At 66.6% G+C, this 24,625-nt stretch carries 26 protein-coding genes and 2 tRNA genes; 14 read left to right on the top strand and 14 right to left on the bottom strand.

Translation table 11 applies throughout. The features are described 5' to 3' along the window. Positions 1-67: 67 nt before the first annotated feature. A complete protein-coding gene (gene rpoH, locus AC3A5N_RS09435; protein WP_487737063.1) occupies positions 68-973 on the top strand; it encodes an RNA polymerase sigma factor RpoH in 906 nt (301 codons plus the stop codon). A gap of 59 nt (positions 974-1,032) precedes the next feature. After that, entirely contained in the window at positions 1,033-2,139 is a 1,107-nt protein-coding gene (locus AC3A5N_RS09430; protein WP_487737062.1) for a M23 family metallopeptidase, read from the top strand. Between the two features lie 24 nt (positions 2,140-2,163). On the opposite strand, the gene AC3A5N_RS09425 is transcribed toward AC3A5N_RS09430, so the two are convergent. Continuing rightward, positions 2,164-2,907 carry an SDR family oxidoreductase gene (locus AC3A5N_RS09425; RefSeq protein WP_487737061.1) on the bottom strand — a complete coding sequence of 248 codons (744 nt, stop codon included), beginning with the start codon at positions 2,905-2,907 and terminating at the stop codon, positions 2,164-2,166. A 106-nt stretch (positions 2,908-3,013) separates the two neighbouring features. Between AC3A5N_RS09425 and AC3A5N_RS09420 the strand changes: the two genes are divergently transcribed. The 3 genes from AC3A5N_RS09420 to AC3A5N_RS09410 are packed head-to-tail and all read left to right on the top strand — an operon-like array spanning position 3,014 to position 5,052. After that, positions 3,014-3,394: a winged helix-turn-helix transcriptional regulator gene (locus tag AC3A5N_RS09420; protein WP_487737060.1), complete on the top strand. Its 381-nt coding sequence runs from the start codon at positions 3,014-3,016 to the stop codon at positions 3,392-3,394. 42 nt (positions 3,395-3,436) lie between these two features. Beyond that, positions 3,437-4,105 (top strand): monofunctional biosynthetic peptidoglycan transglycosylase, encoded by a 669-nt coding sequence (mtgA, locus tag AC3A5N_RS09415; RefSeq protein WP_487737059.1) that lies wholly within the window; start codon positions 3,437-3,439, stop codon positions 4,103-4,105. 5 nt (positions 4,106-4,110) lie between these two features. Then, positions 4,111-5,052, top strand: a complete 942-nt coding sequence (locus AC3A5N_RS09410; RefSeq protein ID WP_487737058.1) for a cation diffusion facilitator family transporter — start codon at positions 4,111-4,113, stop codon at positions 5,050-5,052. Between the two features lie 4 nt (positions 5,053-5,056). Here AC3A5N_RS09410 and AC3A5N_RS09405 read toward each other — a convergent pair whose 3' ends face one another. The 5 genes from AC3A5N_RS09405 to AC3A5N_RS09385 all read right to left on the bottom strand — a co-directional run bounded on the left by AC3A5N_RS09405 (position 5,057) and on the right by AC3A5N_RS09385 (position 9,485). Continuing rightward, a complete protein-coding gene (locus tag AC3A5N_RS09405) occupies positions 5,057-5,242 on the bottom strand; it encodes a hypothetical protein (protein ID WP_487737057.1) in 186 nt (61 codons plus the stop codon). Between the two features lie 163 nt (positions 5,243-5,405). Continuing rightward, a complete protein-coding gene (gene clpX / locus AC3A5N_RS09400; protein WP_487737056.1) occupies positions 5,406-6,668 on the bottom strand; it encodes an ATP-dependent Clp protease ATP-binding subunit ClpX in 1,263 nt (420 codons plus the stop codon). A 183-nt stretch (positions 6,669-6,851) separates the two neighbouring features. Beyond that, positions 6,852-7,550 (bottom strand): ATP-dependent Clp protease proteolytic subunit, encoded by a 699-nt coding sequence (locus tag AC3A5N_RS09395; RefSeq protein ID WP_487737055.1) that lies wholly within the window; start codon positions 7,548-7,550, stop codon positions 6,852-6,854. Between the two features lie 190 nt (positions 7,551-7,740). Next, positions 7,741-9,342 (bottom strand): trigger factor, encoded by a 1,602-nt coding sequence (tig, locus tag AC3A5N_RS09390; RefSeq protein ID WP_487737054.1) that lies wholly within the window; start codon positions 9,340-9,342, stop codon positions 7,741-7,743. A gap of 58 nt (positions 9,343-9,400) precedes the next feature. Beyond that, a tRNA-Leu gene (locus AC3A5N_RS09385) sits at positions 9,401-9,485 on the bottom strand. A 166-nt stretch (positions 9,486-9,651) separates the two neighbouring features. Between AC3A5N_RS09385 and AC3A5N_RS09380 the strand changes: the two genes are divergently transcribed. Together AC3A5N_RS09380 and AC3A5N_RS09375 are read left to right on the top strand one after the other, a co-directional pair. Next, positions 9,652-9,831: a hypothetical protein gene (locus tag AC3A5N_RS09380; RefSeq protein ID WP_487737053.1), complete on the top strand. Its 180-nt coding sequence runs from the start codon at positions 9,652-9,654 to the stop codon at positions 9,829-9,831. A gap of 50 nt (positions 9,832-9,881) precedes the next feature. After that, a complete protein-coding gene (locus AC3A5N_RS09375) occupies positions 9,882-10,163 on the top strand; it encodes a DUF3297 family protein (RefSeq protein ID WP_487737052.1) in 282 nt (93 codons plus the stop codon). 6 nt (positions 10,164-10,169) lie between these two features. Here AC3A5N_RS09375 and AC3A5N_RS09370 read toward each other — a convergent pair whose 3' ends face one another. After that, positions 10,170-10,937 (bottom strand): CHAP domain-containing protein, encoded by a 768-nt coding sequence (locus AC3A5N_RS09370; RefSeq protein WP_487737051.1) that lies wholly within the window; start codon positions 10,935-10,937, stop codon positions 10,170-10,172. A gap of 128 nt (positions 10,938-11,065) precedes the next feature. On the opposite strand from AC3A5N_RS09370, the gene der reads away from it, so the two are divergent. Both der and AC3A5N_RS09360 read left to right on the top strand, forming a co-directional pair. Next, positions 11,066-12,466 carry a ribosome biogenesis GTPase Der gene (gene der, locus AC3A5N_RS09365; protein WP_487737050.1) on the top strand — a complete coding sequence of 467 codons (1,401 nt, stop codon included), beginning with the start codon at positions 11,066-11,068 and terminating at the stop codon, positions 12,464-12,466. Continuing rightward, the gene (locus AC3A5N_RS09360; RefSeq protein ID WP_487737049.1) at positions 12,466-12,960 is read left to right on the top strand and encodes a DUF2721 domain-containing protein; all 495 of its coding nucleotides are present in this window, start codon (positions 12,466-12,468) and stop codon (positions 12,958-12,960) included. Before der ends, AC3A5N_RS09360 begins: the two co-directional genes overlap by 1 nt. Before the next feature lie 126 nt (positions 12,961-13,086). Here AC3A5N_RS09360 and bfr read toward each other — a convergent pair whose 3' ends face one another. The 4 genes from bfr to AC3A5N_RS09340 form a co-directional block, all read right to left on the bottom strand. Beyond that, complete coding sequence (gene bfr / locus AC3A5N_RS09355; protein WP_487737048.1) at positions 13,087-13,572, bottom strand: bacterioferritin; 486 nt, start codon at positions 13,570-13,572, stop codon at positions 13,087-13,089. A gap of 138 nt (positions 13,573-13,710) precedes the next feature. Further along, positions 13,711-13,902 carry a (2Fe-2S)-binding protein gene (locus tag AC3A5N_RS09350; protein WP_487737047.1) on the bottom strand — a complete coding sequence of 64 codons (192 nt, stop codon included), beginning with the start codon at positions 13,900-13,902 and terminating at the stop codon, positions 13,711-13,713. Positions 13,903-13,966: 64 nt separating this feature from the next. After that, complete coding sequence (locus AC3A5N_RS09345) at positions 13,967-15,256, bottom strand: DUF418 domain-containing protein (RefSeq protein ID WP_487737046.1); 1,290 nt, start codon at positions 15,254-15,256, stop codon at positions 13,967-13,969. Positions 15,257-15,332: 76 nt separating this feature from the next. Further along, the gene (locus AC3A5N_RS09340) at positions 15,333-16,484 is read right to left on the bottom strand and encodes an SPOR domain-containing protein (RefSeq protein ID WP_487737045.1); all 1,152 of its coding nucleotides are present in this window, start codon (positions 16,482-16,484) and stop codon (positions 15,333-15,335) included. Between the two features lie 203 nt (positions 16,485-16,687). Between AC3A5N_RS09340 and AC3A5N_RS09335 the strand changes: the two genes are divergently transcribed. Genes AC3A5N_RS09335 through AC3A5N_RS09325 form a run of 3 tightly spaced genes read left to right on the top strand, consistent with a single transcriptional unit; the run spans position 16,688 to position 19,387 of the window. Then, the gene (locus AC3A5N_RS09335; RefSeq protein ID WP_487737044.1) at positions 16,688-17,404 is read left to right on the top strand and encodes an AAA family ATPase; all 717 of its coding nucleotides are present in this window, start codon (positions 16,688-16,690) and stop codon (positions 17,402-17,404) included. Positions 17,405-17,421: 17 nt separating this feature from the next. Beyond that, on the top strand, positions 17,422-17,982 hold the full coding sequence (locus AC3A5N_RS09330) for a hypothetical protein (protein WP_487737043.1): 561 nt from the start codon (positions 17,422-17,424) through the stop codon (positions 17,980-17,982). A 19-nt stretch (positions 17,983-18,001) separates the two neighbouring features. Then, entirely contained in the window at positions 18,002-19,387 is a 1,386-nt protein-coding gene (locus AC3A5N_RS09325) for an SPOR domain-containing protein (RefSeq protein ID WP_487737042.1), read from the top strand. Positions 19,388-19,435: 48 nt separating this feature from the next. Here the strand turns inward: AC3A5N_RS09325 and AC3A5N_RS09320 are convergent, their stop codons facing one another. Together AC3A5N_RS09320 and AC3A5N_RS09315 are read right to left on the bottom strand one after the other, a co-directional pair. Beyond that, positions 19,436-20,662, bottom strand: a complete 1,227-nt coding sequence (locus AC3A5N_RS09320; RefSeq protein ID WP_487737204.1) for a dihydroorotase — start codon at positions 20,660-20,662, stop codon at positions 19,436-19,438. After that, positions 20,659-21,690 (bottom strand): aspartate carbamoyltransferase catalytic subunit, encoded by a 1,032-nt coding sequence (locus AC3A5N_RS09315; RefSeq protein WP_487737203.1) that lies wholly within the window; start codon positions 21,688-21,690, stop codon positions 20,659-20,661. Before AC3A5N_RS09315 ends, AC3A5N_RS09320 begins: the two co-directional genes overlap by 4 nt. 166 nt (positions 21,691-21,856) lie before the next feature. On the opposite strand from AC3A5N_RS09315, the gene sppA reads away from it, so the two are divergent. Beyond that, positions 21,857-23,728, top strand: a complete 1,872-nt coding sequence (gene sppA, locus AC3A5N_RS09310) for a signal peptide peptidase SppA (RefSeq protein ID WP_487737041.1) — start codon at positions 21,857-21,859, stop codon at positions 23,726-23,728. 150 nt (positions 23,729-23,878) lie between these two features. After that, positions 23,879-23,953, top strand: a tRNA-Val gene (locus tag AC3A5N_RS09305). 144 nt (positions 23,954-24,097) lie between these two features. Here AC3A5N_RS09305 and AC3A5N_RS09300 read toward each other — a convergent pair. After that, positions 24,098-24,526 (bottom strand): hypothetical protein, encoded by a 429-nt coding sequence (locus AC3A5N_RS09300; RefSeq protein ID WP_487737040.1) that lies wholly within the window; start codon positions 24,524-24,526, stop codon positions 24,098-24,100. Positions 24,527-24,625 lie beyond the last annotated feature (99 nt).

Here is a 24,625-nt window from a genome sequence, read left to right as displayed (position 1 = left end):
CCCGCACCGCGGATGCCCATGAGGGGTCCGTCACCGCGCGGTCGACACGAGAAAGGTCAGGGTAGACGTGAGCAACAACAAAGCATTGACAGTTCCGGCGCTCGGCGGTGAGCAGAGCCTCAACCGCTATCTCGCCGAGATCAAGAAGTTTCCGGTGCTGACGGCCGAGCAGGAATACATGCTCGCCAAGCGCTACGAAGAGCACGAGGATTCTGAGGCTGCGGCGCAGCTCGTCACCAGCCACCTCCGGCTCGTGGCCAAGATCGCCATGGGCTACCGCGGCTACGGCCTGCCGGTCAGCGACCTCATTTCCGAAGGCAACGTCGGCCTGATGCAGGGCGTCAAGAAGTTCGAGCCCGATCGCGGCTTCCGCCTCGCGACTTACGCGATGTGGTGGATCAAGGCCTCGATCCAGGAGTTTATTCTCCGTTCGTGGTCGCTCGTGAAGATGGGCACCACCGCGGCGCAGAAGAAGCTGTTCTTCAACCTGCGGCGGATGAAGAAGAACCTCGAGGCTTACGAGGACAGCGATCTTCATCCGGACGATGTCGCCAAGATCGCGACCGACCTCGGCGTGCCCGAGCAGGAAGTGATCAACATGAATCGCCGCATGATGATGGGCGGCGACGGATCGCTGAACACGCCCATGCGCGGCGGCGAGGAAGGTTCGGGCGAGTGGCAGGACTGGCTCACTGACGACCGTCCGCTGCAGGACGAGACCGTTGCCGAAGCCGAAGAGGCGCACGTGCGCCACGAAATGCTGGTCGAGGCGATGGACAGCCTGAACGAGCGCGAGAAGCACATCCTCACCGAGCGGCGCCTGACGGAAAGTCCGCAGACGCTGGAGGAACTGAGCCAGGTCTACGACGTCAGCCGCGAACGCATCCGCCAGATCGAGGTGCGCGCGTTCGAGAAGCTGCAGAAGGCGATGCAGCGGATCGCCGGCGAACGGCTGCTGCCGGGCATCGCGTAAGCTGAATGGTTCGCCCGTGGCGCCTTTCGTATGGGCGTCGCGCGGCGACCGTTCTTCTCTTGCCGGCAGTTATTGGTCTGGCGGCGGCTGCGCAACCGGCGCCCCCGGTCCCGACGCCTGCCACTATTCAGGCGTTCGATGCGGAACTGCCTTACCGCCCGGCTCCCGTCCGTATCGGCGACCGCCAGCATCTCATCTATGAGCTGCACCTGACGAATTTTTCGTCGGCGCCCCTGACTTTGGACGAATTGACGGTCGAGGAGGGTGCGACGGGCGCGCATCTGCTGGCCCTTTCCGGCGATCGGCTCGCCGCAGCGCTCGGCGGGGTCCCTTCGAGTGAGGCGGACGGTCGCACTATCGCGCCTGGAGCGCGCACGATCGTCTATCTCGACGTTCCGCTGAGTGGGTCCGGCATCCCGGCGAGCCTGGCACACAAGGTCGCGGTTACGAGCAAGGACGGCGCGGCAGTGATAGATGCCGGCCGGATCGAGGTGGACACACGCCCGCTGCCGATCCTGGGCCCGCCCTTGCGCGGAGGACCGTGGGTCGCCGTCTATGCGCCCGCGATGGAGCGCGGCCACCGCCGCGTGGTCTATGCCACGGCCGGACAGGCGACCATCCCCGGCAGGTTTGCGATCGACTGGATGAAGGCGGACGCGCAGGGGCGGCTCGATCGCTCCGACGGCAAGACGTTGGCCGACTCGCTCGGATATGGCGCGGAAGTGCTGGCGGTGGCCGACGCGGTCGTTGCGGCGACTCGCGACGAATTTACCGAACCGCTATTGCGTGCCGACCTGCCGCGCGTCTCGATCGGCGATGCGACGGGCAACTTCATCGCCCTTGATCTGGGAGACGGCCGCTTTGCCTTCTTCGAGCATCTGCAGCCGGGCCTTCTGGTGAAGCCCGGCGACAGGGTGAAGCGCGGGCAGGTGATCGCTCGTCTCGGGCTGACCGGACAGGGCACCTCCCCGCATCTTCACTTCCATGTCGCATCACGCCCCTCGCCTCTTGCGGCGGAGGGCCTGCCCTTCCTCATCGAAGGCGCCAAGGTCATCGGCCGATATGCCTCGATCGCCGACCTCGGCAGCGGTCCTTGGCAGCCGGCTCGGCCGGCGCCGGGCCCGTCCATGCCCGAGGCGAACAGCGTGGTGCGCTTCCCCGATTGACGCGCGAGCGCCCGACCCCGGCAATCAGAAGCTCTTGGTGATCGCCAGGGCTTCGTCGAACCGTCCCTCCTTCTCCGCATCGCGAAGCACCAGGACGTTGGGCACGCAGACCTCGGCGGGCGGAGCACCGCTTTCGAACTGGGCCATCACCTGATCGATATAGGTGTCGAGCGGCAGGTAGCCCTCGCGGGTCGACTGGCCGGGGGTCAGTTCGGTCTGCACCGCGGGCGGCACGATCTCGATCACCTCGACCGCACCCTCCAGCTTGGCGCGCAGCGAGATCGTGTAGCTGTGAATCGCCGCCTTGGTCGCCGAGTAGGTCGCCGCTTTGGGCATCGGCACGAAGGCGAGGCCCGAGCTGACATTGATGATTGCCGCGCCATTCTGCCCCTTCAGATGCTCGACGAGCCCGTCGGTCAGCCGGATCGGGCCGAGGAGGTTGGTGACGACCGTCGCCTCCACGTCGGCTAGGTCGCGTCTGGCCGCGAGATCTTCGTAGCGCATGATCCCGGCATTGTTCACCAGCACGTTGAGTGCGGGGAAGCGCGCCACGACATCGCTGGCGAAGCGTTGGATGTCGGCGGGGTCGGTCACGTCGAGCGCCATTGGATGGATGTTCGCGTGGCCTTCGGCGGTCTCGGCTAGCGGGCCTTCGCTACGGCCGGCGACAATCACGGTATTGCCCAGATCGTGCCAGAGCCGTGCGAGTTCACGGCCGATTCCGCTGCCGCCGCCGGTGACGAGAATGGTGTTTCCACTGGTCTTCATGGGAGGGAGCCTTCTTTGCTTGCGTTGGAGAGGCACCCCATCTAGGCCAATACTCTCCAATGGGAAGTAGGCACCTGAACGTGCGGTAGTTACAAAAAGGAAAGAAATGGGAAAACCGCCGCACACGAGCTATCATTCGGATCCGCGCGTCGACGCGCTGGTCGACGAAACGATCGGCCGCGTCGCCGACAAGTGGACTCTGCTGGTGCTGGAGGCGCTGGAGGAAGCAGGCGAGCAGCGCTTCAGCGCAATCGGCCGCGCGGTGCCGGGAATCAGCCAGAAGATGCTGACGCAAACCCTGCGCCAGATGGAGCGTGAAGGGTTGGTGACACGCACCGTCCATGCGGAGGTTCCCCCGCGGGTCGAATACCGGCTGACGGACCTCGGGCATGACCTCGCCGAAGCGTTCTGCGGCGTATGGCACTGGGCGGAGCGCAACATCGAGAAGATCGAAGCTGCCCGGGCCACATTCGACGCACGCAAGTAAGGCGATTGCGCACGGCCCCTGCCGTCCTTATCCGGTTTCCCCATGCGCTGGTTCCTGATGCTGCTCGCCAAGCTGGTTCTGTGGTTCGTGGGGCTCAGCCTCCTGCTGGTCGTCGTCTACAGATTCGTGCCCCCGCCGGTGACCGTGACCATGCTGCTGGACGAGCACGGCATGACGAAGGACTGGGAGCCGCTCTCGAACATCGACCGAAACCTGGTCGCCGCGGTGATCGCGGCGGAGGACGGCAAATTCTGCAGCCACAACGGCTTCGACACCGAAGCGATCGAGAAGGCCATTCAGCACAATGCGCAAGGCGGGCGCATCCGCGGCGCGTCGACGATCAGCCAGCAGACCGCCAAGAACGTCTTCCTGTGGCAGGACGGCGGCTTTTTCCGGAAGGGGCTGGAAGCCTGGTTCACTCTTCTGATCGAGACCGTCTGGGGCAAGCGGCGGATCATGGAGGTCTACCTGAACGTCGCCGAGACCGGGATCGGGACCTACGGCGCCGAGGCCGGCGCGCAGCGCTATTTCAACCACTCCGCCGCCCGTCTCAGCCGCACCGAGGCCGCACGTATGGCGGCCGCGCTGCCGCTGCCCAAGCAGCGTTCGGTGGTGAACCCGGCCGGCTTCACGCGGCGCTACGGCAATACGATTGCTGCGCGCATGGGCGTGGTCGGGCGTGACGGGCTCGACGCCTGTGTCTATGAGTGACCGCAATGGGCGCGGGTCACTCTCACAGTCACGGACATTCGCACGGGCATTCGCATGGCCATGGCCATGCGCATGCGCCGGCAGACTTCGGCCGCGCCTTTGCCATCGGCATCGTGCTCAACGGCGCCTTCGTGCTGGTCGAGGCGGCCTACGGCTTCCTTTCCGGGTCGATGGCGCTGGTGGCCGACGCCGGACACAACCTGTCGGACGTGCTGAGCCTTCTGCTCGCCTGGGCCGCCGCTACGGCCGCGCGCAAGCCGCCGTCCGGCAAGTTCACTTACGGTTACAAGAGCTCGACCATCCTGGCCGCCATGGCCAATGCGGGGCTGCTGCTGGTCGCGATCGGCGCGATCCTGTTCGAAACGCTCAACCGCCTGACCAACCCGGCCGAGGTGGAAGGGTGGACCATGATCGCGGTCGCAAGCGTCGGGATCGTGATCAATACGGCGACCGCGCTGCTATTCCTGCGCGGCCGGCACGACGATCTGAATATCCGCGGCGCCTTCCTGCACATGGTCGCCGATGCGCTGGTCTCGCTGGGCGTAGTGATCGCGGGCGTGGCGATCCTGCTGACGGGCGCGACCTGGATTGACCCTGTGACCAGCCTGCTGATCGTGGCAGTGATCGCCTGGGGCACCTGGGGACTGCTGAAAGACAGCGTGAAGATGGGCCTGCTGGCCGTGCCCGAAGGTATCTCGGAAGCCGACGTGCGCACCTATCTCGGTCGTCTGTCCGGGGTGGCGGCGGTTCATGACCTGCATATCTGGCCGATGAGCACGACCGAAACCGCGATGACCGCGCATCTCGTCATGCCTGCCGGCCACCCCGGGGACGATTTCCTGCGCGAGATTGCGCATGAGTTGCAGCACCGGCACGGGATCGGTCATGCGACGATCCAGATTGAGCGCGATGCCGACTGCGCGCTATCTTCCGCCCATAGCTGCTAGCGCGTTAGCCCTGCTGCTGGTCGGGCAGTTCGCCCGTCGGATCGCTCTCAACGAGTTCGGCGACCTGCTCGTAAACCTGCGCGTTGTCGTCCATCTGCTGCTGGAGCTGCGGATTCTGTTCGCCGACATTGCGGAAGAAGCCGCTCGCGTCGCGCAGAAGCTTCGCCGCGAGCTGTGCGTTGGTGGCCATATTCGAGAATTCCTCGTATTCGCGTGACAGTCTGCGGCCCGGGCCCGAAAGCGGCCCGACCCGGGGCGCAACCGCGTGCTGCGCCACTTGCGCCCGGTAAGGCGATAAACGGTCCGTCAGGGACCGATTATGTCCGCAGCGCGTGCGCCGCGGTGCGGGGCTGTCAGGCCGCCGCTTCTTTCTTCTCGCCGCCAAGCACCCGAATCGGCTCCTTGCGGCCTTCGACCACGTCCTTGTCGATCACGATCTCGCTCACCCCATCCATGTCGGGCAGGTCGAACATCGTATCGAGTAGAATGCCTTCGACGATCGAGCGCAGGCCGCGCGCACCGGTCTTGCGCTTGATCGCCCGTTCCGCGATCGTTTCGAGGGCATCGTCGGTGAAGGTCAAGTCGACATCCTCGAGCTCGAACAGCTTGCAGTACTGCTTGACCAGCGCGTTCTTCGGTTCGCTGAGGATCTTCACCAGCGCGGACACGTCGAGGTCGCGCAGGGTGGCAATCACCGGCAGGCGGCCGACGAATTCGGGGATCAGGCCGAACTTGAGCAGGTCTTCCGGCTCGCACTTCTCGAGCAGTTCGCCCACGCGGCGCTTGTCCGGATCGGCGACATGCGCGCCAAAGCCGATCGAGCGCTTCTGCAAGCGGTCGGCGATGATCTTCTCGAGGCCGGCGAAAGCGCCGCCGCAGATGAACAGGATGTTGGTCGTGTCGACCTGCAGGAATTCCTGCTGCGGATGCTTGCGACCGCCCTGCGGCGGGACGGAGGCGGTGGTGCCTTCCATCAGCTTGAGCAGCGCCTGCTGCACGCCCTCGCCCGAAACGTCGCGGGTGATCGACGGATTCTCCGCCTTGCGCGTGATCTTGTCGATCTCGTCGATGTAGACGATGCCGTGCTGCGCCTTGTCGACGTTGTAATCGCTCGACTGGAGCAGCTTGAGAATGATGTTCTCGACATCCTCGCCGACATAGCCCGCTTCGGTCAGAGTCGTGGCATCGGCCATCGTGAACGGCACGTCGAACGTGCGCGCCAGCGTCTGCGCCAGCAGCGTCTTGCCCGAGCCAGTGGGGCCAACGAGCAGGATGTTGGACTTCGCCAGCTCGACGTCGCCCGCCTTGCCCGAATGCTTGAGCCGCTTGTAGTGGTTGTGCACCGCGACCGACAGTACGCGCTTTGCGCGGTCCTGCCCGATCACGTAATCGTTCAAGGTCACGAAGATGTCGTTCGGAGTCGGGACTTCCCCTTCCTTGCGACCCGTCAGCCCGGCCTTGGTCTCTTCGCGAATGATGTCGTTGCACAGCTCGACGCATTCGTCGCAGATGAACACCGTCGGCCCCGCGATGAGTTTCCTCACCTCGTGCTGCGATTTGCCGCAGAAGCTGCAGTACAGCGTGGACTTGCTATCGGTTCCGCTCAACTTGGTCATTTCCCGTGGTTCCCGAACCCCCGGCCCGAATTCCAAGGCCGGATTCGGCCGACTCTAAAGCCGGCTGGTCATTAATCAACACATCGGGTCTAGCATTCACGTATTGCCACAAGCTGAAGTGGCAGGGTTGCCCGAATGCTATATCAACCGCCCTGCGCCGGGTTTTGTGCCCGGAAGGATCGGTTACTCCGGCGCTCCGCCGGACCCCGTCTCGTCACCCGGCTCTTCATTCTCAGGCCGGGTCTCGAACACCTTGTCAACGATGCCGAACTTCATCGCTTCGTCGGCTTCGAGGAAGGTATCGCGGTCCATTGCCTTCTCGATGTCGGAAAGGCTCTGACCGGTGTATTTCACGTAGAGGTCATTCATCCGCTGGCGGATGCGCAGGATCTCGCGCGCCTGGATCTCGATGTCGCTCGCCATGCCGCGCGCGCCGCCCGAAGGCTGGTGGACCATGATCCGCGCGTTGGGCAGTGCGATGCGCATGCCGGGCTCGCCCGCCGCAAGCAGGAAGCTGCCCATCGAAGCCGCCTGGCCGACGCAGACGGTCGAAACGCGCGGCTTGATGTACTGCATGGTGTCGTGGATCGCCATACCGGCCGTCACCACGCCGCCGGGCGAGTTGATGTACATGGAGATCGGCTTCGAGGGGTTCTCGCTTTCGAGGAACAGCAACTGGGCCACGATCAGCGAGGCCATGTTGTCCTCGACCTGACCGGTCACGAACACGATCCGCTCGCGCAGCAGGCGGCTGAAGATGTCGAAGCTGCGCTCGCCGCGGCTGGTCTGCTCGACAACCACCGGCACCAGCGCGCCCGTCACCGGATCGCGGGTGAACTGGCCCTGCGAAGTGTGGGCATCGGTGCCGAACAGGTCGATCATGCGGAAATTTCCTCTCGTCAGAAGTGCGACCGGCTATGTCGCGATAGCCGGCGCGATGTTCAAGGGGATTAACCTTGCGGCCGGGGAAATCAGCACCGTCGCCCGTGTGCCGCCGACCGCTCCCCGGACGAGAAAAGGCGGCGAGACACGCCCGCCGCCCCTGTTCGTCACCCGGCAAATGGCCGAACGATCACTTCTTGGCAGCAGCCTTCTTGGCGGGCGCCTTCTTGGCGGCCGGCTTCTTGGCAGCCGGAGCCTCGTCGTCGGACTTGGCGGCGGCTTTCTTGGCTGGGGCCTTCTTGGCCTCGTCCTTCGCTGCTTCCTTCTTGGCGGGAGCCTTCTTGGCCGCCGGCTTCTTGGCCGGGGCTTTCTCCTCGCCTTCGTCCTTGGCCGCGCTCTTCTTGGCGGCGGGCTTCTTGGCAGGCGCCTTCTTCTTCGCGGCCGGCGTCTCGGCAGGCTCGGTCTCTTCCGCCTCGATCGCGGCTTCGAGCTCCTCTCGCGTCACTTCGCGCTCGGAAATCTCGGCCTTGTCGAACAGGAAGTCGACGACCTTGTCCTCGTAAAGCGGCGCGCGTAGCTGCGCGGCGGCCATCGGGTCGGACTGGATGTATTCGACGAAGCGCTGGCGGTCCTCGGCGCGGTACTGCTGCGCGGCCTGCTGGACGAGCATGCTCATTTCCTGCTGGCTGACCTCGACGCCGTTCTTCTGGCCGATCTCGCTGAGCAGGAGGCCGAGACGCACGCGGCGTTCGGCGATCTTGCGATAGTCGTCCTTCTCCGCCTCGATTTCCTTGAGCGCCTTGGCCGGATCCTCGTCGCGAGAGGCCTCCTGCTGGAGCTGCGCCCAAATCTGCTCGAACTCAGCCTCCACCATGCCCTGCGGCACGGCGAAGTCGTGGCCCGCGGCAAGCTGATCGAGAAGCTGACGCTTCATCTGCGTGCGGGTGAGCCCGGCAGTCTCCTGCTCGACTTGGCCGCGCAACAGACCCTTGAGCTGGTCGAGCCCTTCGAGACCCAGGTTCTTGGCGAAATCGTCGTCGATCTTGGTCTCGCCTTCGACCTTTACCTGCTTCACCGTAACGGCGAACTGGGCTTCCTTGCCCTTGAGGTGTTCGGCGGGATAATCGGCCGGGAACGTGACGGTGATCGTCTTCTCGTCACCCGTTTTCACACCGGTGAGCTGCTCTTCGAAGCCGGGAATGAACTGGCCTGCGCCGAGCACGAGCGGTGCGTCCTCGGCCTTGCCGCCTTCGAACTCCACACCGTCGATCGAGCCGACGAAGTCGATGATGATCTGGTCACCCTCGGCCGCCTTCTTGGTCTTCGGCGCGTCCTTGTAGCTCTTCTGCTGGCCGGCAATGCGCTCTAGCGCCTCGTCGACTTCCTTGTCGCTGACCGGCACGACCAGACGCTCGAGCGCGATGCCTCCGATCTCGGGCGCCTCGATCTCGGGCAGGACTTCGAGCTCGACGTCGAGCACCGCATCCTTGCCCTGCTCGTAGCCTTCGCCGAGCTCGACCTTCGGCTGCATCGCCGGGCGGAGCTTCTTCTCGCGGATCAGCTCGTCGACCGAGCCGCGAATCGCATCGTTGAAGACTTGGGCATGAACGTTCTCGCCATGCATCTTGCGGACCAGGTTGGCGGGCACTTTGCCCGGGCGGAAGCCCGGCATGCGCACCTGCGGGGCGATCTTCTTCACCTCCGCATCGACCTTGGCCTCGATGTCACCGGCCGGGATGGTGAGCTGGAAGCCGCGCTTGAGGCCCTCGGCGGTGGTCTCTTTGATCTGCATGTGCGAACTTAAGCCTTTTTAAAATCACAATTTATCGAAGGGCGTCGGGGCCGGTCACTGGTGCGGGCGAAGGGACTCGAACCCCCACATCTTTCGATACTGGTACCTAAAACCAGCGCGTCTACCAGTTCCGCCACGCCCGCAACCCGAACGAAGCCGCGCGCGGGAAACCCACGCGAACAGGGGAGCGCCCTTAGAAGGGCGGGCCGAAAAGGGCAAGCGCTGCGATTTGCGGCGCGCGGCTGCGGAACGCAGCGGCCGCGCGGGACGTTGGTTTCGCACGACGCACCGCACGAAGGAATTTCTCCCATGGCCACCCAGCCCGATCCCGCGCCCGATAGAATCGAACCCGGCTCTCCGCCCGAAACGCCGCCCGACAGCCCTCCGCTGGAAGACCCGATGCAGGAGCCGGACGAGATCGAACAACCCAATCCCGATTTCGACCGGCCGGACCGCAGCCCGATCGAAACGCCGCCGCCTCCTGACTGAGCCGGCGATTGAATATTGCAGCGCCCGCGGCGCCGGACTAGGGCGCGCGCATGAGCGACGAGACCAGCAACGACACCCCGCCTGACCGCCTGTCGGTCAATCCGCGCAGCGAACACTTCGATGCCGACAAGCTCCGGCGCGGAATCGGCATCCGCTTCAAGGGCCGCCAGCGGACGGACATCGAGGAGTACTCGATCTCTGAAGGTTGGGTCCGCGTACAGGCGGGGAAGGCGATGGACCGCAAGGGGCAGCCGCTGACCATCAAGCTCAGCGGACCGGTCGAAGCGTGGTACGAGGATCTGGGCGACGACGCGCCCGTGGCGAAAGCCTGAAGCGGCTCAGTTGCCGTAGCGGGCGACCGCCGCCGCGATCGGATCGCGCGGTGCCGAAGCCGCCTTGCGCCGCGGCATGACCTTCTCCGCCGGCGTTCGCGCCGGAGTCCGCGCAGCGAGGTTCCCGCGAGCATCGGCGGCAGGCGTCGTCAATCCGGCAAAGGCGTTCAGGAACGTACGCGAGGGCGCGGCAGAATGGGGTCGCGCGGGCGCCGGGGGGGATGGCGCCACGCGCGATGGGGGAGCTGCGGCGAGGCGCGTTTCCGGGAACCGGGCCTCCTCGCCGTAAATGAATCCGTGGACCGGCCAGACCGTGGTGCCGAGCGCCTGGATCGGACCGTACCAGACGCGCACCTGACTCCAGTCGTTGGCCGGCGAGACGTCGACGGCCTTCACGTCGCGCTCGATCTGCCCACGGCGGCCGTTGATCGGCGACCAGTTGGCATGATCCAGCAGTACCGTACGGCTGTCGACCACCTGACTCACCGTCGCGACGTGCCCGAGCCGCATGCTGCCATGCGGAACGAACGCCATCACCGCGCCCACGCGCGGCTCGTCGCCTCGCTCGTAACGGCCCGCGGACTGATTCCACCAAGTGTGCGCATCGCCATAAATCTGAACGCCCGAGAGCTCGCGCGCATAGGGCACGCACTGGAGATAAGCCGGCAGCTCGTCGCGGCTCGGCCGATCAAACCCTACGCTGGCATCCGCCAGCGCCGGCGCGTGAAAGGCGCAGAGGCCCGCTGCGGCCAGGATCCAGAGATTTGCCCTCATGCGGCAGGAAGCTGCCGAATTATCGTTAACGCGGCCCTGCCGGTTATGGTTAACGGATCTTTACCTTTGTGCTGAGTGGGCCGAGCGCGCTTGCCAAGCGCCGCAATAGGCTCCACCTGCGCCCCGTAATGGTCAAGAAGCCGCAAGTCATCATCATCGGCCGTCCCAACGTCGGCAAGTCCACGCTGTTCAACCGGCTGGTGGGCAAGCGCCTGGCGCTGGTCGACGATCAGCCGGGCGTGACGCGCGACCGGCGTTTCGGCGATGCGACCATCGCCGGGCTGGAGTTCACCGTCGTCGATACGGCCGGGTGGGAGGACGACGATCCCGAAACCCTGCCCGGCCGCATGCGCCGGCAGACCGAGGTCAGCCTGGAAGGCGCCGATGCGGCGCTGTTCGTGATCGACGCGCGCGCCGGGCTTACTCCGCTGGACGAGGAAATCGCGCGCTGGCTGCGCAGTCAGACCGTGCCCGTGGTGCCGGTCGCCAACAAGGCCGAAGGGGCGTCTGGCGAGGCGGGGGCGATCGAGGCATGGTCGCTCGGTTTCGGCGAGCCCGTCGCTCTGTCGGCCGAGCACGGAGAAGGCATCGCCGATCTGTTCGGCGCGCTGTGGCCGATCATCGGCGAGAAAGCGGAGCGCAAGGACATTGCCGATGCGGAAGCGGGCGATGGCGCGGAATTCGACGAGGACGCCCCGCTCGGCCCGCTCAAGCTCGCAATCGTCGGACGGCCGAATGCTGGCAAGTCCACGCTGATCAACCGCCTGCTCGGCGAAGACCGCCTGCTCACCGGGCCAGAGGCGGGCATTACGCGCGATTCGATCGCGGTCGACTGGCGCTGGACCGATCCCGCAAGCGGTGAAGTGCGCGATGTCCGCCTGATCGACACCGCCGGAATGCGTAAGAAGGCGCGCGTGACCGAGAAGCTCGAGAAACTCAGCGTGGCCGACGCGCGGCGCGCGGTCGACTTCGCCGAAGTCGTCGTCCTGCTGCTCGATGCTACCAAGGGCCTCGAGCATCAGGATCTCAAGATCGCCGACGCGGTGCTACAGGAAGGCCGCGCGCTGATCGTCGCGATCAACAAGTGGGACATTGCCGAGAACGCCTCCTCGCTGTTCAATGGCATTCGCGAGGCGCTCAACGAAGGGCTGGCGCAAGTCCGCGGACTACCGCTGCTCGCGGTCAGCGCCCGCACCGGTAAGGGACTCGACACGATGCTTGGGGCGGCCTTCGAGATTCGCGAGAGCTGGTCGAAGCGCGTGTCGACTGCGGCGCTCAACCGCTGGTTCGACGACGCGCTGACCGCCAATCCGCCGCCGGCGCCGGGCGGCAAGCGGATCAAGCTGCGCTACATCACCCAGTCGAGCACGCGTCCGCCGCGCTTCGTGGTGTTCGGCACGCGGCTCGACATGCTGCCCAAGAGCTACGAGCGCTATCTGGTCAACAGCATCCGCCGCGAACTCGGCTTCGACGCAGTGCCGGTGCGGGTCGTTCTCAAGAGCCCTAAGAACCCTTACAAGAGCGATTGATGCTCGATCTGCTCTCTTCCAGCGCCAGCCTTGCCCTCGAGATGCTCGAACGCACTGCGAGCACGCCGCGGGTGCAGCAGATGGTGCAACTTTCGCTCGCGCCCGCGTTCCTGCTCGGCGGCATCGGCGCGATCATGAACGTGATGATGAGCCGCATGATCTGGGTCGCCCAGCGCATCGAGCGAATTCACCGCCGCGTCGAGGACGGGGAGGCGGGCGATCACGAAGTGCGCGAACTGCCGTGGCTGGAGCAGCGCCGGAAACACGTGCAAAAGGCGATGGCATTCAGCACCGCCTCGGCCGCAGTGATCAGCGTGGTGATCGTGCTGCTGTTCGTCAGTGCCTTCATCCGCCCGCAGATCGGCACCTTGATCGCGATCGCTTGGATCCTGACGATGCTGCTGCTGCTGATCGGTCTAGGCTTCTTCCTCCGCGAAACCCGCTTGGCCGTGCGCGGCGCACGGGCGTTCGACCGAAACGGGGACGAAAGCTAGCCAGCGAACCGGTTCGGGAAGACTCGTCCCCTCGCGGCCCCCCAGCGAAAGCTGGGATGACGAGATCAGGAGATCTCAAACGGCTATGCCCCGCGTGACGCAAGGCTCAGCGCAGAAGCGCTGACTCTAGTCCCCTTCCTCCGCCGGCTTGCTCTGCAACTGGACGTAGTTCTGCAGGCCCATCCGCGCGATCATGTCGAACTGGGTCTCAAGGAAGTCGACATGCTCCTCCTCGCTCTCGAGAATGCGTTCGAAGATCTCGCGGCTGACGTAGTCGCGGACGCTTTCGCAATGCTCGATCGCGTCGCGCAGGAGCGGAATCGCCTCCTGCTCCATCGCGAGGTCGGCCTTGAGGATTTCCTCGACCGTTTCGCCCACCTTGAGCTTATGGATGGCCTGGAAGTTAGGAAGCCCGTCGAGAAACAGGATCCGCTCGGCCAGAACGTCAGCGTGCTTCATCTCGTCGATCGATTCTTGGCGCTCATATTCAGCCAGACGCTCGACACCCCAGTCCTTCAGCACGCGGTAGTGTAGCCAGTACTGGTTGATGGCGGTGAGTTCGTTGGTGAGCGCCTTGTTGAGGAACTCGATGACTGTCGCGTCGCCTTTCACGGGGCGTCTCCATCGCTCGGGGAATATGCCTGCGACTATGCGCTCCGATCACCCCTCTGGCAAGGGCGGGACCACGAAAAAAATGGCGGAATTCCGCCATTTGCGAGCGATTTGCGTTAGCCCAGCCGAGGGCGGGAATCAGGCTGCGCGAGCGGGGAGAAGCGCCCCTTCGCGTTCCTCGAACAGGATCTCGTCCGCCTCTTCCAGGCACTGGCCGCAGTTGGGGCGCTTGCCCATTGCGGCGTAGACCGCCTCCGCATCGCCCCGACAGCAACGCGCGGCGCGGCGCAGGTCGCATTCCCGGATGGCATTGCAGATGCAGATGTACATTGCGGCTCCTGCGATCGATTCGCAGTCGCCAATTTATGCGAACTGTTCTCAATATCAACCCCAGTTAGCGCCGAAGTGGAAACAGTCGTCCGTAAGTAAGGCAGCGCCAGAGCCATTCGAGTGGTCCATAGCGGAAGCGTGCGAGCCACGGCTTCGACCAGGCAAGCATGATCGCCCAGCTCAGCAGCGCGACGAGGTAGAGCTGCGGGCGGTCGAGCCGTCCGAACAGGTCGAGTGCCCAGCCGGAAAACACGAACAGCAGGACGAAAGACGTGCCGAGGTAGTTCGAGAACGCCATTCGCCCGGCAGCAACCGTTCGCTGCCCGAGCCATCCCCGCGCTTTGGGCGCCCAGAGCGCTAGCAGCGCCGCTAGCCCGAGGATCATCGGCAGGCGCGTCAGCATCGAGGGGCCGAGGAAAGCGAACAGGGTCGTGAAGTAGGTGAACCCTTTCGCCTGCACCCACAGCGCGAGCAGAAGGGTGGCAAACGCCCCGCCGAGCAGGCCGGCCCATCCCCACAGGCGCTGCTTGCGCGGATCAAGCCGCCCATCGAACAGACCCATCCGATAGAGTGCCATGCCGAGCAGCATCAGCGGGATCGTCTCCCACGCGACCTGCCACAGCACCGTCAGCCAGCCGAAGCGGTGCTCACTCAGCCGGTGCGACACATTGGCGAGCCAGCTCCCGTCCTGCATGAGCGCGGTCTCGGCTGCGGCGTCGGCCACAGGCAAATCCTTCGCCGCCATGATCTCGGCATGCCCCTCGGCCAGCATCGGGTTCGCACCGAGCGGGGTCTCGGCAATCAGGTAGAAGTAATAGAACAGCGCGGTCCACAGCAGCGCGCCCGCGACATAGACCACCAGCGCGGCCACGAGCTTGGTCTGCACGTCCCATCGGACACAGGCGAGTACGATCAGCCCGCAGAGCGCATAGACCGTCAGGATGTCGCCCTGCCACAGCAGGAAGTAGTGCAGCAGACCGAATACGAGGAGCCAGCCCAGCCGCCGCGCCTGGAGCCAGGCGGTCGCTCCGCGCGCCCCGGCCTTGTCCATGAACAGCAGGACCCCGGCGCCAAACAGGAGGGTGAACAGCCCGCGCATCTTGCCGTCGATCAGCACGAACTGCGCGACCCAGAGCCACCCGCCGGGATCGTTGTCCGGCCCGATGAAGCCACCCGGCCACATCGCTGCGGTGATCGGCTGGCCGAAGATCACGATATTGGCGAGCACGATGCCCATGACGGCGATGCCACGGATGAAGTCGAGGCCTTCGATCCGCTCTGCGCCGCCGGCAGGCAGAGGCCGCGGCTGGTCGGGCGTATGCTGCAACTGCGGATCGTCCGGATTGCCCACCATTGGTTCTCCCCTCCCTGCGATAAGCGAGGGTGTTAGCAGCCGCGGGCGCGCAGGAAACCCCGCACTGTGCGGGAAGCTAGCGCGTGACGAGACAAGCCCTGCCGGCGGCCTTGAGCTTGCCGCAGGCCGCCTGCGCGGCCGCACGCGTCGCGAAGCCGCCGGCCTGCAGCTTCGTCAGCTTACCGGCGCGAACGAGGAGCTTCTCCTTCCCGGAGAGCGGCGCCAGGCCCGAAACGTCGCGCCACAACCGGTCGGCATTGCCCGCGACAGAGAAAGCACCGAGCTGAACCCGCCAGAGTCCATTGGGAGACGGTTGCGCGGGTGCCGTCGTCACCCGTGCGGTGCGCACCGGTTCGGGTTCGGGCGTCGGCTGCGGTTTCGGCTGCGAGGTGGCAGTGGCCACCGCAGCCGGCCGGGCGTAGTCGGCGCCCGCCTGGGCCGGACTGGCCGTGCCGGTGACGCGGCTCGCCTCGACGATCGCGGCCTGGGCGGCAGCCACGGAGGGCGGAACGCTCGCCTGCGCGATCGGCGTCGGCACGCGGGCCGGGGCCACCGCGACGGGAGGCCGCGCTTGTGGCATGGGAGGTGCGGGAGCCGCGGCCGCATCACTCCCAAGCGCAAGGTCCGCCGCTGCAAGCTGCTGCGCCCGCACCGCGTCACTCTCACGCTTGAGCTGCTGTGCGAGTACCTGCGCCTCCTGACGCTGATCGAGCGGAATGTAGTCGTCCATCTGCTGGATTGCAGGGCTCGCCTGCGGCAGTCCGGCCGAGTTGGCGAGCGTCAGAAGCGCATAGGCGCGCACCCAGTCCTTCTCCACCAGATCTCCGTTGAAATGCGCGATGCCGATCAGGTACTGCGCGCGCGGATCGCCGCGGTCGGACGCGGCGACGACGTAAGGCATGGCCTCTTCCCGCCGCCCCGCCTGGAACAGCATCAGGCCGTAATTGTCCGCCGCCTTGATATGGCCCTGCGCGGCCGCCTTGGCGTAGAAGATCTCGGCCTGGCTCGGATCGCGCTCCACCCCGCGGCCGAGCCGATAGGCCTGCGCCATGTTGAACTGCGCGTCGGGGTTGCCCTGCGCCGCCGGCTTGCGCCATTCGCGCACCGCGGCCGCGTAGTCCCCCCGGCTCCACGCATCGACCCCCGCCTTGACATCGGCGAGCGCGGGCGCGGCTACGGCTAGCGCAGCGCCGGCGGCGAACAGCGACAGTGCGTGTGCGAACCTCATAATCCGTTTCGGTCCCCCGAGTCCCTCCTGCAGGAAAGACTGACATAGTGAATGGTCCGTTAGCAAAAGGTTTCTAACTCTGCCTCACCCACCGCCCTTGACCGGGTAACAGTCGTTAACCTTAAATTAGGGGTATCCTGCGATCCCGGCATCCAGCCCGCGTTCGCGCGGTGCAGGACAGGAACAGCAGGGGGGACCGGCCTGTGCGAGTATTGGCATTGGCTTCGCAGAAGGGGGGATCGGGCAAGACGACGTTGTCGGGTCACCTGGCCGTGCAGGCGCAGCGCGCCGGCGCCGGGCCGGTGGTGCTGATCGATATCGACCCGCAAGGCTCGCTCGCCGACTGGTGGAACGAGCGCGAAGCCGAATATCCCGCCTTCGCCCAGACCACCGTGTCGCGGCTCGCCAGTGACCTCCAGGTTCTGCGGCAGCAGGGCTTCAAGCTCGCCGTCATCGACACGCCGCCCGCGATTACCATGGCGATCCAGTCGGTCATCGGTGTGGCCGAGCTGATCGTCGTGCCCACCCGTCCCAGCCCGCACGACTTGCGCGCCGTCGGCGCCACCGTCGACTTGTGCGAACGCGCGGGCAAGCCGCTGGTCTTCGTGGTCAACGGGGCCACGCCCAAGGCCAAGATCACGTCGGAAGCTGCGGTTGCATTGAGCCAGCACGGCACCGTCGCGCCGATCACCCTGCACCACCGCACCGACTTCGCCGCCTCGATGATCGACGGCCGGACGGTGATGGAAGTCGATCCCGACAGCCGCAGCGCTGCCGAGGTCACTGCGCTGTGGAACTACGTCGCCGACCGGCTCGAGAAGAACTTCCGGCGCACGGTGTTCGCCGTTCCGCACGCCATTTCTCCGCTGCCGGGCGCGCATCGCCCCGCCGGGGGCTTCGGCCGCCGGGTCGCGCAGTAAGGGCGGGACGGAACACCATGAGCGACGCCAGCTTCGCCTCCCTCAATTCCTCGCTGCTCGCCCGCAAGGGCGGCGCACGGCCCGCCATGCGGCCGCAGTCCGCGCTGATCGCAGGCCATGCGGCGGCCATCCCGGACAAGATAGAGGATCTCGGCTGGAACGACATGGGCGCCGACCAGGAGCCCGCGCGCGAGGCCGAGGTTCTTCAGTTGACGCCCTTCCCCGCCAATCCGGCGACCGCGGCCGAGGCGCGCGAGATCGATCATGCAGCGCATGGTCAGCTCGACGGAAACGTCTTGTCGGAGCCGCCGCCGGTCCGCCAGCAGCAAGCGGTGCTCGCCGAACGGATGGATGCAACGGTGGAGTCGCACGACGCCGCCGTCCGCCGCTCCGCACTCGAGCGGGGCAAGCGCGCCGCCTTCACGCTGCGGCTCGACGCCGACCGGCATCTCAAGCTGCGGCTCGCCTGCACCGTCCGCAATCGCAGCGCGCAGCAGATCGTCACCGAAGCGCTCGACGCGCTGCTCGCCCAAATGCCCGACCTCGACAGCCTTGCGGCACAGATCGAGCGACAGTGAAAGATCCGGGGGGACAATCATGATCCGTACCGCCAAGACCACCCGTCTCGCCGCGCTGGCGCTGACCACCGCGCTCGCGACCGCGTCACTGAGCGGCTGCACCACGAAAGCCGCGCCGCCCGCGACCCTTTCGGCCAGCAAGGCGCAGAGCGCGCTTGGAGAGGGTCAAGTCAGCAAGGCCGTTGCCTATGCCGAGGCTGCTGTCCTCGCCGCGCCGCGTGACGCGCAGTACCGCGCCATGCTGGGGGCCGCCTATCTCGAGGCCGGCCGTTTCCAATCGGCCGCGACCAGTTTCCAGGATGCCATGTCCCTCGGCGACAACTCGCCGCGCACCGCGCTCAGCTACGCGCTCGCTCAGACCGCGGTGGGCAATTATCCCAGGGCCGTCGCCGTGCTCGACGATTGGCGCGACGACCTTGATCCGGCCGACCTCGGCCTGGCGCTCGCACTGGCCGGGCGGCCCGACGAGGGCGCCAACGTGCTCGCCAATGCACTGCGCGGCGGACAGAACACCGCCAAGGTGCGCCAGAACCTCGCCTATGCCTATGCGCTCCAGGGCAACTGGCGCGCGGCCCGGCTGATGGTCGCGGAGGATGTTCCGGCCGATCAGGTCGGTGCGCGGATCTCCGAGTGGGCGCGCGCGGTTCAACCTGAGATGTATCAGGCGCGCGTCGCCAAGCTTCTCGGCGCGCCCGTCGTGCGCGATGCCGGCCAGCCGATCGGCCTTGCTCTGAGCAATCATCCCAGTTCTGAACAGCTCGCAGCCGAAGCTGCCGCGCTTGCCCAACCCGTCGCCGCGGAAGCCCCGGTCGCGCTCGCATCCGCCGCGCCGGCGGGCGAACTCGAACCGGTCGATCCCGCGCCGCAGCTCGCGCTCGCCGCGCCGCAAGTCGGCGCGCCCGCCGATGTGCGCACCGCTTTCGCCGCACCGGCGCCAGCGGGTGCAACGCCTGCGCAGATCACCCAGAGCATGGTGGCCTTCATCTCCAACCCGGTGGTGCAGAAGATGCCTGCGCGTTACGGCGCGGAAGCAGCGCCGGGCCGTGAGGTGCGCTCCGCGCCCCACGCCGCTGCAGCGACGGAAACGCCGGCCGCGGCTCTCGCGGCGGCGGACGGCAAGCACCTGGTCCAGCTCGGCTCGTTCGCGAGCCGCGAGGGTGCACGGCGCGCCTGGGGTATCTATGCACGAGAGTACCCGGGTCTTGACCGCTACCGCATGGTCGTCACCGAAGCGCAGGTTCGCGGAAAGACCTATTACCGCGTCTCTGCCGGCGGCCTCGAACGGGCAGACGCCCGCTCGATGTGCTCGACCGTCAAGGCGCGCGGCCAGGGCTGCTTCGCCTGGGCCGAGGGCCGCCCCCTGCCGGGCGCAGTCGACACCGGCGTGCGCGTGGCGCGGCGCTAGGCTAGCCGATAAACGTTTCCCTCCTCGCGGGAGGGGCTTCGCTGTTCGCTAGAGCGCCACGCCGCCCTTGAAGAGAGCAAGTACGCGGCCTTGCGTCGGCTGGCCGTCGAACGGCGTGTTACCGGCGGTCGCCTCCATCTTGCGGCTGTCGACGATCCACGGCTTCTCAGGGTCGATCAGCGCCACGTCGGCCTCGCAGCCTTCGCGCAGGACACCCGCATCCACGCCGAGCAGCCGCGCAGGCGCGCCCGCCAGCAGGTCGAAGGCGCGCGACCAGTCGATCACCCCGTCGCGCACCAGCGTCAGCGTCATGGCAAGCAACGTCTCGGCCCCCGCCATGCCGGGCTCGGCATCGGCGAAGGGCAGTCGCTTGTCTTCCGCACCGCGCGGATCATGGCCCGAGGCGATCACGTCGATCGTGCCGTCGCCGATCGCCTCGATCACCGCCTTGCGATCGTCCTCGCAGCGGAGCGGCGGGGAGAGGCGCGCGAAAGTGCGGAAATCGGCCGTCGCGAGATCGGACAGCATGAAGTGCGCGGGCGTGACCCCGGCCGTCACCGCCACGCCGCGGCGCTTGGCCGCGCGGACCAGGTCGAGCGCGGCGCGGGTCGTGACCTGGCGCAAGTGCAGCCGCGCGCCGCTCAGCTCGGCCAGCGCGATGTCGCGTGCGACCGCGAGCGTCTCGGCCTCCGCGGGCGCACTGGGCAGGCCGAGGCGGGTCGCGATCTCGCCGGCGGTGGCCGCCGCCGAGCCCGTCAGACCGCCATCCTCCGCGTGGGTGACCACGACGAGATCGAGCATCGCGGCATATTGCAGCAGCCGCAGCATCACGCCCGAATCGGCGATCCAGCTGCGCCCCGTCGCGACCCCGCGCGCGCCCGCGTCCTTCATCAGGGCGATCTCGGCCAGCTCGGTCCCGCCGAGGCTCCGGGTCGCCGCGGCGAAGGGATGGACCCAGAGGTCCGGTTTGCCGCTCTTGGCGATGAACGAAACGCGGCTCGGTAGATCGAGCGGTGGGCTCTGGTCCGGCATCAGCGCGGCGCGGGCAATGCCGCCGAAGCGGAAGGCCGGCTTGTCGATCGCGAAGACGCCGAAGTCGATCAGCGCCGGCGCGACGGGCCTGCCTTTTGCATCGAGCGTCTCGTCGCCCTCCTGTGGGACAATCTCGCCGAGTCCCGCAATCTGCCCGTCCGCAATCCGGATCGCGCCCGCGCGAACGCCCTCGGGCGTGACGAGCCGGCCGCCGGTGATCGTGAGCGCGCGCGCCTGCTTCATACCCATTGCCCGTCGTTCCAGCCTGGAACCCCGCGCGCCTTGCGGGTCAGCACGTCGAGGCAGGCCATGCGGATCGCCACGCCCATCTCGACCTGGCGGGTGATGATCGAGCGGTCGAGCATGTCGGCCACCTCGCTGTCGATCTCCACCCCGCGGTTCATCGGGCCCGGGTGCATGACGAGCGCGTCGGGCGCGCAGCGCTCCAGCCGTTCGCGGGTCAGGCCGTAGAGGTGGTGGTATTCGCGCGCGGAGGGAATGAACTGGCCGCTCATCCGCTCGTTCTGGAGCCGCAGCATCATCGCCACGTCCGCTCCCTCGAGCGCGGCATCGAAGTCGTGGAACGGCTGCGCGCCCATGGCCTCGACCCCGGCAGGCATCAGCGCAGGCGGTGCACAGAGGCGCACCGTCGCGCCGAGCGCCTGCAGGCACAACACGTTCGAGCGCGCGACGCGGCTGTGCAGGATGTCGCCGCAGATCGTCACCGTCAGCCCGGTGAAGTCCTCGCTCCCCTCGCCCCGATCCTCCAGCGCGTGGCGCAGCGCGAGCGCATCGAGCAGCGCCTGCGTCGGATGCTCGTGCTGCCCGTCGCCGGCATTGAGCACCGGGCAGTCGACCTTGCTCGCGATCAGGTCCACCGCCCCGCTCGATCCGTGTCGGATCACGATCGCATCGGCGCGCATGGCGTTGAGGGTGATCGCGGTGTCGATCAGCGTCTCGCCCTTCTTCACGCTCGACTGCGCGGCGTGCATGTTGACGACGTCCGCCCCGAGCCGCTTGCCCGCGATTTCGAAGCTCAGCAGCGTGCGTGTCGAGTTCTCGAAGAAGGCGTTGATGATGGTGAGCCCGGCCAGCTCGTCGCAGTGCTTGGACGGCTGCCGATTGAGCTCCACCCATTGCTCCGCCTCGGCCAGCAGGAAGAGGATCTCGTGCCGCTCGAGATGTCCGATGCCGGTCAGGTCGCGATGCGGAAAGGCGCGCGCGCCTGCCGGAAAGCGGCCCGGTGTGTCGTGAGTGCCCGTCGATGCCATTGAAGCCATGCTCTTAGGGTCGCGGGCCATGGCTGGCAATGGCCGGCAGCATCGTTCGAGCCCCTTCGTCGAGCCTCATCTGCCGCTCGCGCGCTTTCGGGTGGAACCTTTCGCCCGCACTCCCTAGGTTCCGCGCCGGGACGACACTTCCGGAGATTTCGAACTGATGAGCTTCGCAGGCAAGGTTTGGCGGTTGCTGGTGGGCATCAAGGACGGGATGAGCCTCCTGTTCCTGCTGCTCTTCTTCATGGCGCTCTATGCCCTCCTCACCGCCCGGCCCAGCCCTGCCCAGGTGCGCGAAGGCGCGCTGCTGCTCGAGCTTGACGGTGTCGTGGTCGAGGAGAAGTCGGAGATCGATCCGTTCACGGTGCTGCTGAGCGGAGAGCCGCCGATCACGGAGTTCCAATCCCGCGACCTCGTTCGCGCGATCGAGGAGGCGGCGACCGATGACCGGGTGAAGGCGATCGTGCTCGATCTCACCTCGTTCCTGGGCGGCGGGCAGGTGCACCTGCAGGACATCGGCGAGGCGCTCGACCGTGCGCGGGCGGCCGACAAGCCGGTGCTGACCTATGCCGTGGCCTATGGCGACGATGCGATGATGCTTGCCTCACACGCCAGCGAGGTCTGGGTCGATCCGCTGGGCGGCGCGATCATCGCCGGACCGGGCGGTTCTAACATCTATTTCGGCGAGCTGCTCGAGAACCTCCAGGTCAACGCGCACATCTACAAGGTCGGCGAGTACAAGTCGGCCGTCGAACCCTACTCGCGAACCGACATGTCACCCGAAGCGCGGGAGAACTACCAGGCGCTCTACGGCGCGCTGTGGGAAGAGTGGCAGGCCAACGTGAAGAAGGCGCGGCCGCAGATTCAGCTCGACCGCGTCACCCAGCAGCCGGCCGAATGGATCGCCGGCGCCGATGGCGATCTCGCGACTGCCGCGATGGAAGCCGGCCTCGTCGACAAGCTGGGCAGCAAGACCGAGTTCGGCGAGCGCGTGGCGGAGATCGCCGGCGCGGACACCTGGGACGACACCCCCGGAAAGTACGCTCACACCGAACTCGACCCGTGGCTGGCGGACATCGAGCCGGAGCAGCCGGGCAAGAAAATCGGCGTCGTCACGATTGCGGGGACGATCGTCGATGGCGATGCCGGGCCCGGCACAGCGGGCGGCGACCGCATCCGCGACATCCTGCTCGATGCGCTCGACGAGGATTTGGCGGCGCTGGTCGTACGCGTCGATTCGCCCGGCGGCTCGGTCACCGCATCGGAGGAGATCCGCCGCGGCATCCTGCGCCACAAGGCGAAGGACATTCCGATCGTCGTCTCGATGGCCAACGTCGCGGCGAGCGGCGGCTATTGGGTCTCGACCCCCGCGGACCGCATCTTCGCCGAGCCGGAGACGATCACCGGCTCGATCGGCATCTTCGCGGTCATTCCCACGTTCGAGAATGCAGCGGCCAATTGGGGCATCCACGCAGACGGCGTGCGCACCACGCCGCTATCGGGCCAGCCCGACCTGATCGGCGGGTTTACGCCCGAGATCGAGGCGATCCTGCAGAGCTCGATCGAGAACGGCTACCGCGATTTCCTGACCCGTGTCGCCGAATCGCGCAGCATGACGCCCGAGCAGGTCGATGCGATCGGCCAGGGCCGCGTGTGGGACGGCGGCACCGCGCGCCAGATCGGCCTGGTCGACCAGTACGGCGGGCTTGACGATGCGGTCGCCTGGGCCGCCAAGCAGGCCAAGCTGGAGGAAGGCGGCTGGCATCTCGAATTCCTCGGCGACGACGTGCGGGCTTACGATTCGCTGATCCGCCAGATCATCACGGGCGAAAGCGCACGAAGCGGCGACATCTTCGCCATGGTCGCCCGCCGCGAGCAGTCGCTGCTGGCACGCGTCGCCAGCGACGTGGACCGGCTGCTGTCGGTGAGCGGAATGCAGGCCTACTGCCTCGCCTGCCCGCCGTCGGCCGAGGCGCAAGCGCGGGTCGTCGAGCCGAAGGGTTGGCTGGCGCGCATGTTCGCGCTTATCGGCTGACGCGGAGGCTACTGGGGACCCGAGCGGCTGGCGACTTCACTCACCGCTCACGGCGGGCCGCTGAATTGCCGAATCGCATGCTTGCCAAGCCCGGCAGCGCATGGCAAAGGCGCGCCCCTGCCGTAGAGGCATGCCGTGAGGCACTCCGGCGGGCGCGTAGCTCAGTGGTAGAGCACACCCTTCACACGGGTGGGGTCGCAAGTTCAATCCTTGCCGCGCCCACCATTTTTTCCTTTTTATTCAAAGGCCACAAGGCTGCCGGGAAAGGTGGCGCTTAGCGGTCGTGCAGAGCATTGCGGGAAAGTCCGGGTGGCTGCGGCCGATTCCCGCGCGGCGTGTCATGTGGCACGCGATGTCTATACGCGAAACTCAGAGGTCGTGCGGATTGCCGCTGACTAGGGTGACTGTCATGCCGGCGAAGGCTTCCTCGGGCGTCGAACGGACGGCGTCGCCCGTGACGACCGGACCAATGCAGTCGCGATCTCGGAGGGTCCTGCCATCTTCCACGACGCATAGGCGTTCCTGATCGTCGACAGACCAGGCAGCCTCGTCCCGCTCGCCATCCACCGGCTGGCCGTCCTTCACCAATTGTGAGGCCGCTCGCCCGTCGGGATCGAAATAGATCACGATGGCCATGCCTTCCACCGACGGGGCAGTGCCCGACAGGACCAGGGTGTTGCCGATTATGCGTTCGATGGCGGCTTTGCCTTCGAGAGCGGGTTCTGCCGCTTGCGCCTGCGCATCGGCGGGAACCAGGGCCGCCAGACACAAGCCGGGCAGGAGAAGAGCTCTTTTCATCGGCGCGGGCGCTATCGGATCGCGATCCGGCCTGCAACTGCGCCGGATCTCGCCCTGCCGTGCTCGACTCGATCCGGCATGTCCCGGCGCCCTCGGCGC

Source organism: Pelagerythrobacter sp. Soil_C_18 (assembly GCF_057657235.1).
Note: the sequence above shows the minus strand (reverse complement) of the source record. Positions and strands in the feature narration are given on the sequence as shown.

Coding starts and splice junctions, on each gene's coding strand:
- AC3A5N_RS09425 (WP_487737061.1), bottom strand. CDS start 2,907: ATGAAGACCAGTGGAAACACCATTCTCGTCACCGGCGGCGGCAGCGGA.
- AC3A5N_RS09420 (WP_487737060.1), top strand. CDS start 3,014: ATGGGAAAACCGCCGCACACGAGCTATCATTCGGATCCGCGCGTCGAC.
- mtgA (WP_487737059.1), top strand. CDS start 3,437: ATGCGCTGGTTCCTGATGCTGCTCGCCAAGCTGGTTCTGTGGTTCGTG.
- AC3A5N_RS09410 (WP_487737058.1), top strand. CDS start 4,111: ATGGGCGCGGGTCACTCTCACAGTCACGGACATTCGCACGGGCATTCG.
- AC3A5N_RS09405 (WP_487737057.1), bottom strand. CDS start 5,242: ATGGCCACCAACGCACAGCTCGCGGCGAAGCTTCTGCGCGACGCGAGC.
- clpX (WP_487737056.1), bottom strand. CDS start 6,668: ATGACCAAGTTGAGCGGAACCGATAGCAAGTCCACGCTGTACTGCAGC.
- AC3A5N_RS09395 (WP_487737055.1), bottom strand. CDS start 7,550: ATGATCGACCTGTTCGGCACCGATGCCCACACTTCGCAGGGCCAGTTC.
- tig (WP_487737054.1), bottom strand. CDS start 9,342: ATGCAGATCAAAGAGACCACCGCCGAGGGCCTCAAGCGCGGCTTCCAG.
- AC3A5N_RS09380 (WP_487737053.1), top strand. CDS start 9,652: ATGGCCACCCAGCCCGATCCCGCGCCCGATAGAATCGAACCCGGCTCT.
- AC3A5N_RS09375 (WP_487737052.1), top strand. CDS start 9,882: ATGAGCGACGAGACCAGCAACGACACCCCGCCTGACCGCCTGTCGGTC.
- AC3A5N_RS09370 (WP_487737051.1), bottom strand. CDS start 10,937: ATGAGGGCAAATCTCTGGATCCTGGCCGCAGCGGGCCTCTGCGCCTTT.
- der (WP_487737050.1), top strand. CDS start 11,066: ATGGTCAAGAAGCCGCAAGTCATCATCATCGGCCGTCCCAACGTCGGC.
- AC3A5N_RS09360 (WP_487737049.1), top strand. CDS start 12,466: ATGCTCGATCTGCTCTCTTCCAGCGCCAGCCTTGCCCTCGAGATGCTC.
- AC3A5N_RS09350 (WP_487737047.1), bottom strand. CDS start 13,902: ATGTACATCTGCATCTGCAATGCCATCCGGGAATGCGACCTGCGCCGC.
- AC3A5N_RS09345 (WP_487737046.1), bottom strand. CDS start 15,256: ATGGTGGGCAATCCGGACGATCCGCAGTTGCAGCATACGCCCGACCAG.
- AC3A5N_RS09340 (WP_487737045.1), bottom strand. CDS start 16,484: ATGAGGTTCGCACACGCACTGTCGCTGTTCGCCGCCGGCGCTGCGCTA.
- AC3A5N_RS09330 (WP_487737043.1), top strand. CDS start 17,422: ATGAGCGACGCCAGCTTCGCCTCCCTCAATTCCTCGCTGCTCGCCCGC.
- AC3A5N_RS09325 (WP_487737042.1), top strand. CDS start 18,002: ATGATCCGTACCGCCAAGACCACCCGTCTCGCCGCGCTGGCGCTGACC.
- AC3A5N_RS09320 (WP_487737204.1), bottom strand. CDS start 20,662: ATGAAGCAGGCGCGCGCGCTCACGATCACCGGCGGCCGGCTCGTCACG.
- AC3A5N_RS09315 (WP_487737203.1), bottom strand. CDS start 21,690: ATGGCATCGACGGGCACTCACGACACACCGGGCCGCTTTCCGGCAGGC.
- sppA (WP_487737041.1), top strand. CDS start 21,857: ATGAGCTTCGCAGGCAAGGTTTGGCGGTTGCTGGTGGGCATCAAGGAC.
- AC3A5N_RS09300 (WP_487737040.1), bottom strand. CDS start 24,526: ATGAAAAGAGCTCTTCTCCTGCCCGGCTTGTGTCTGGCGGCCCTGGTT.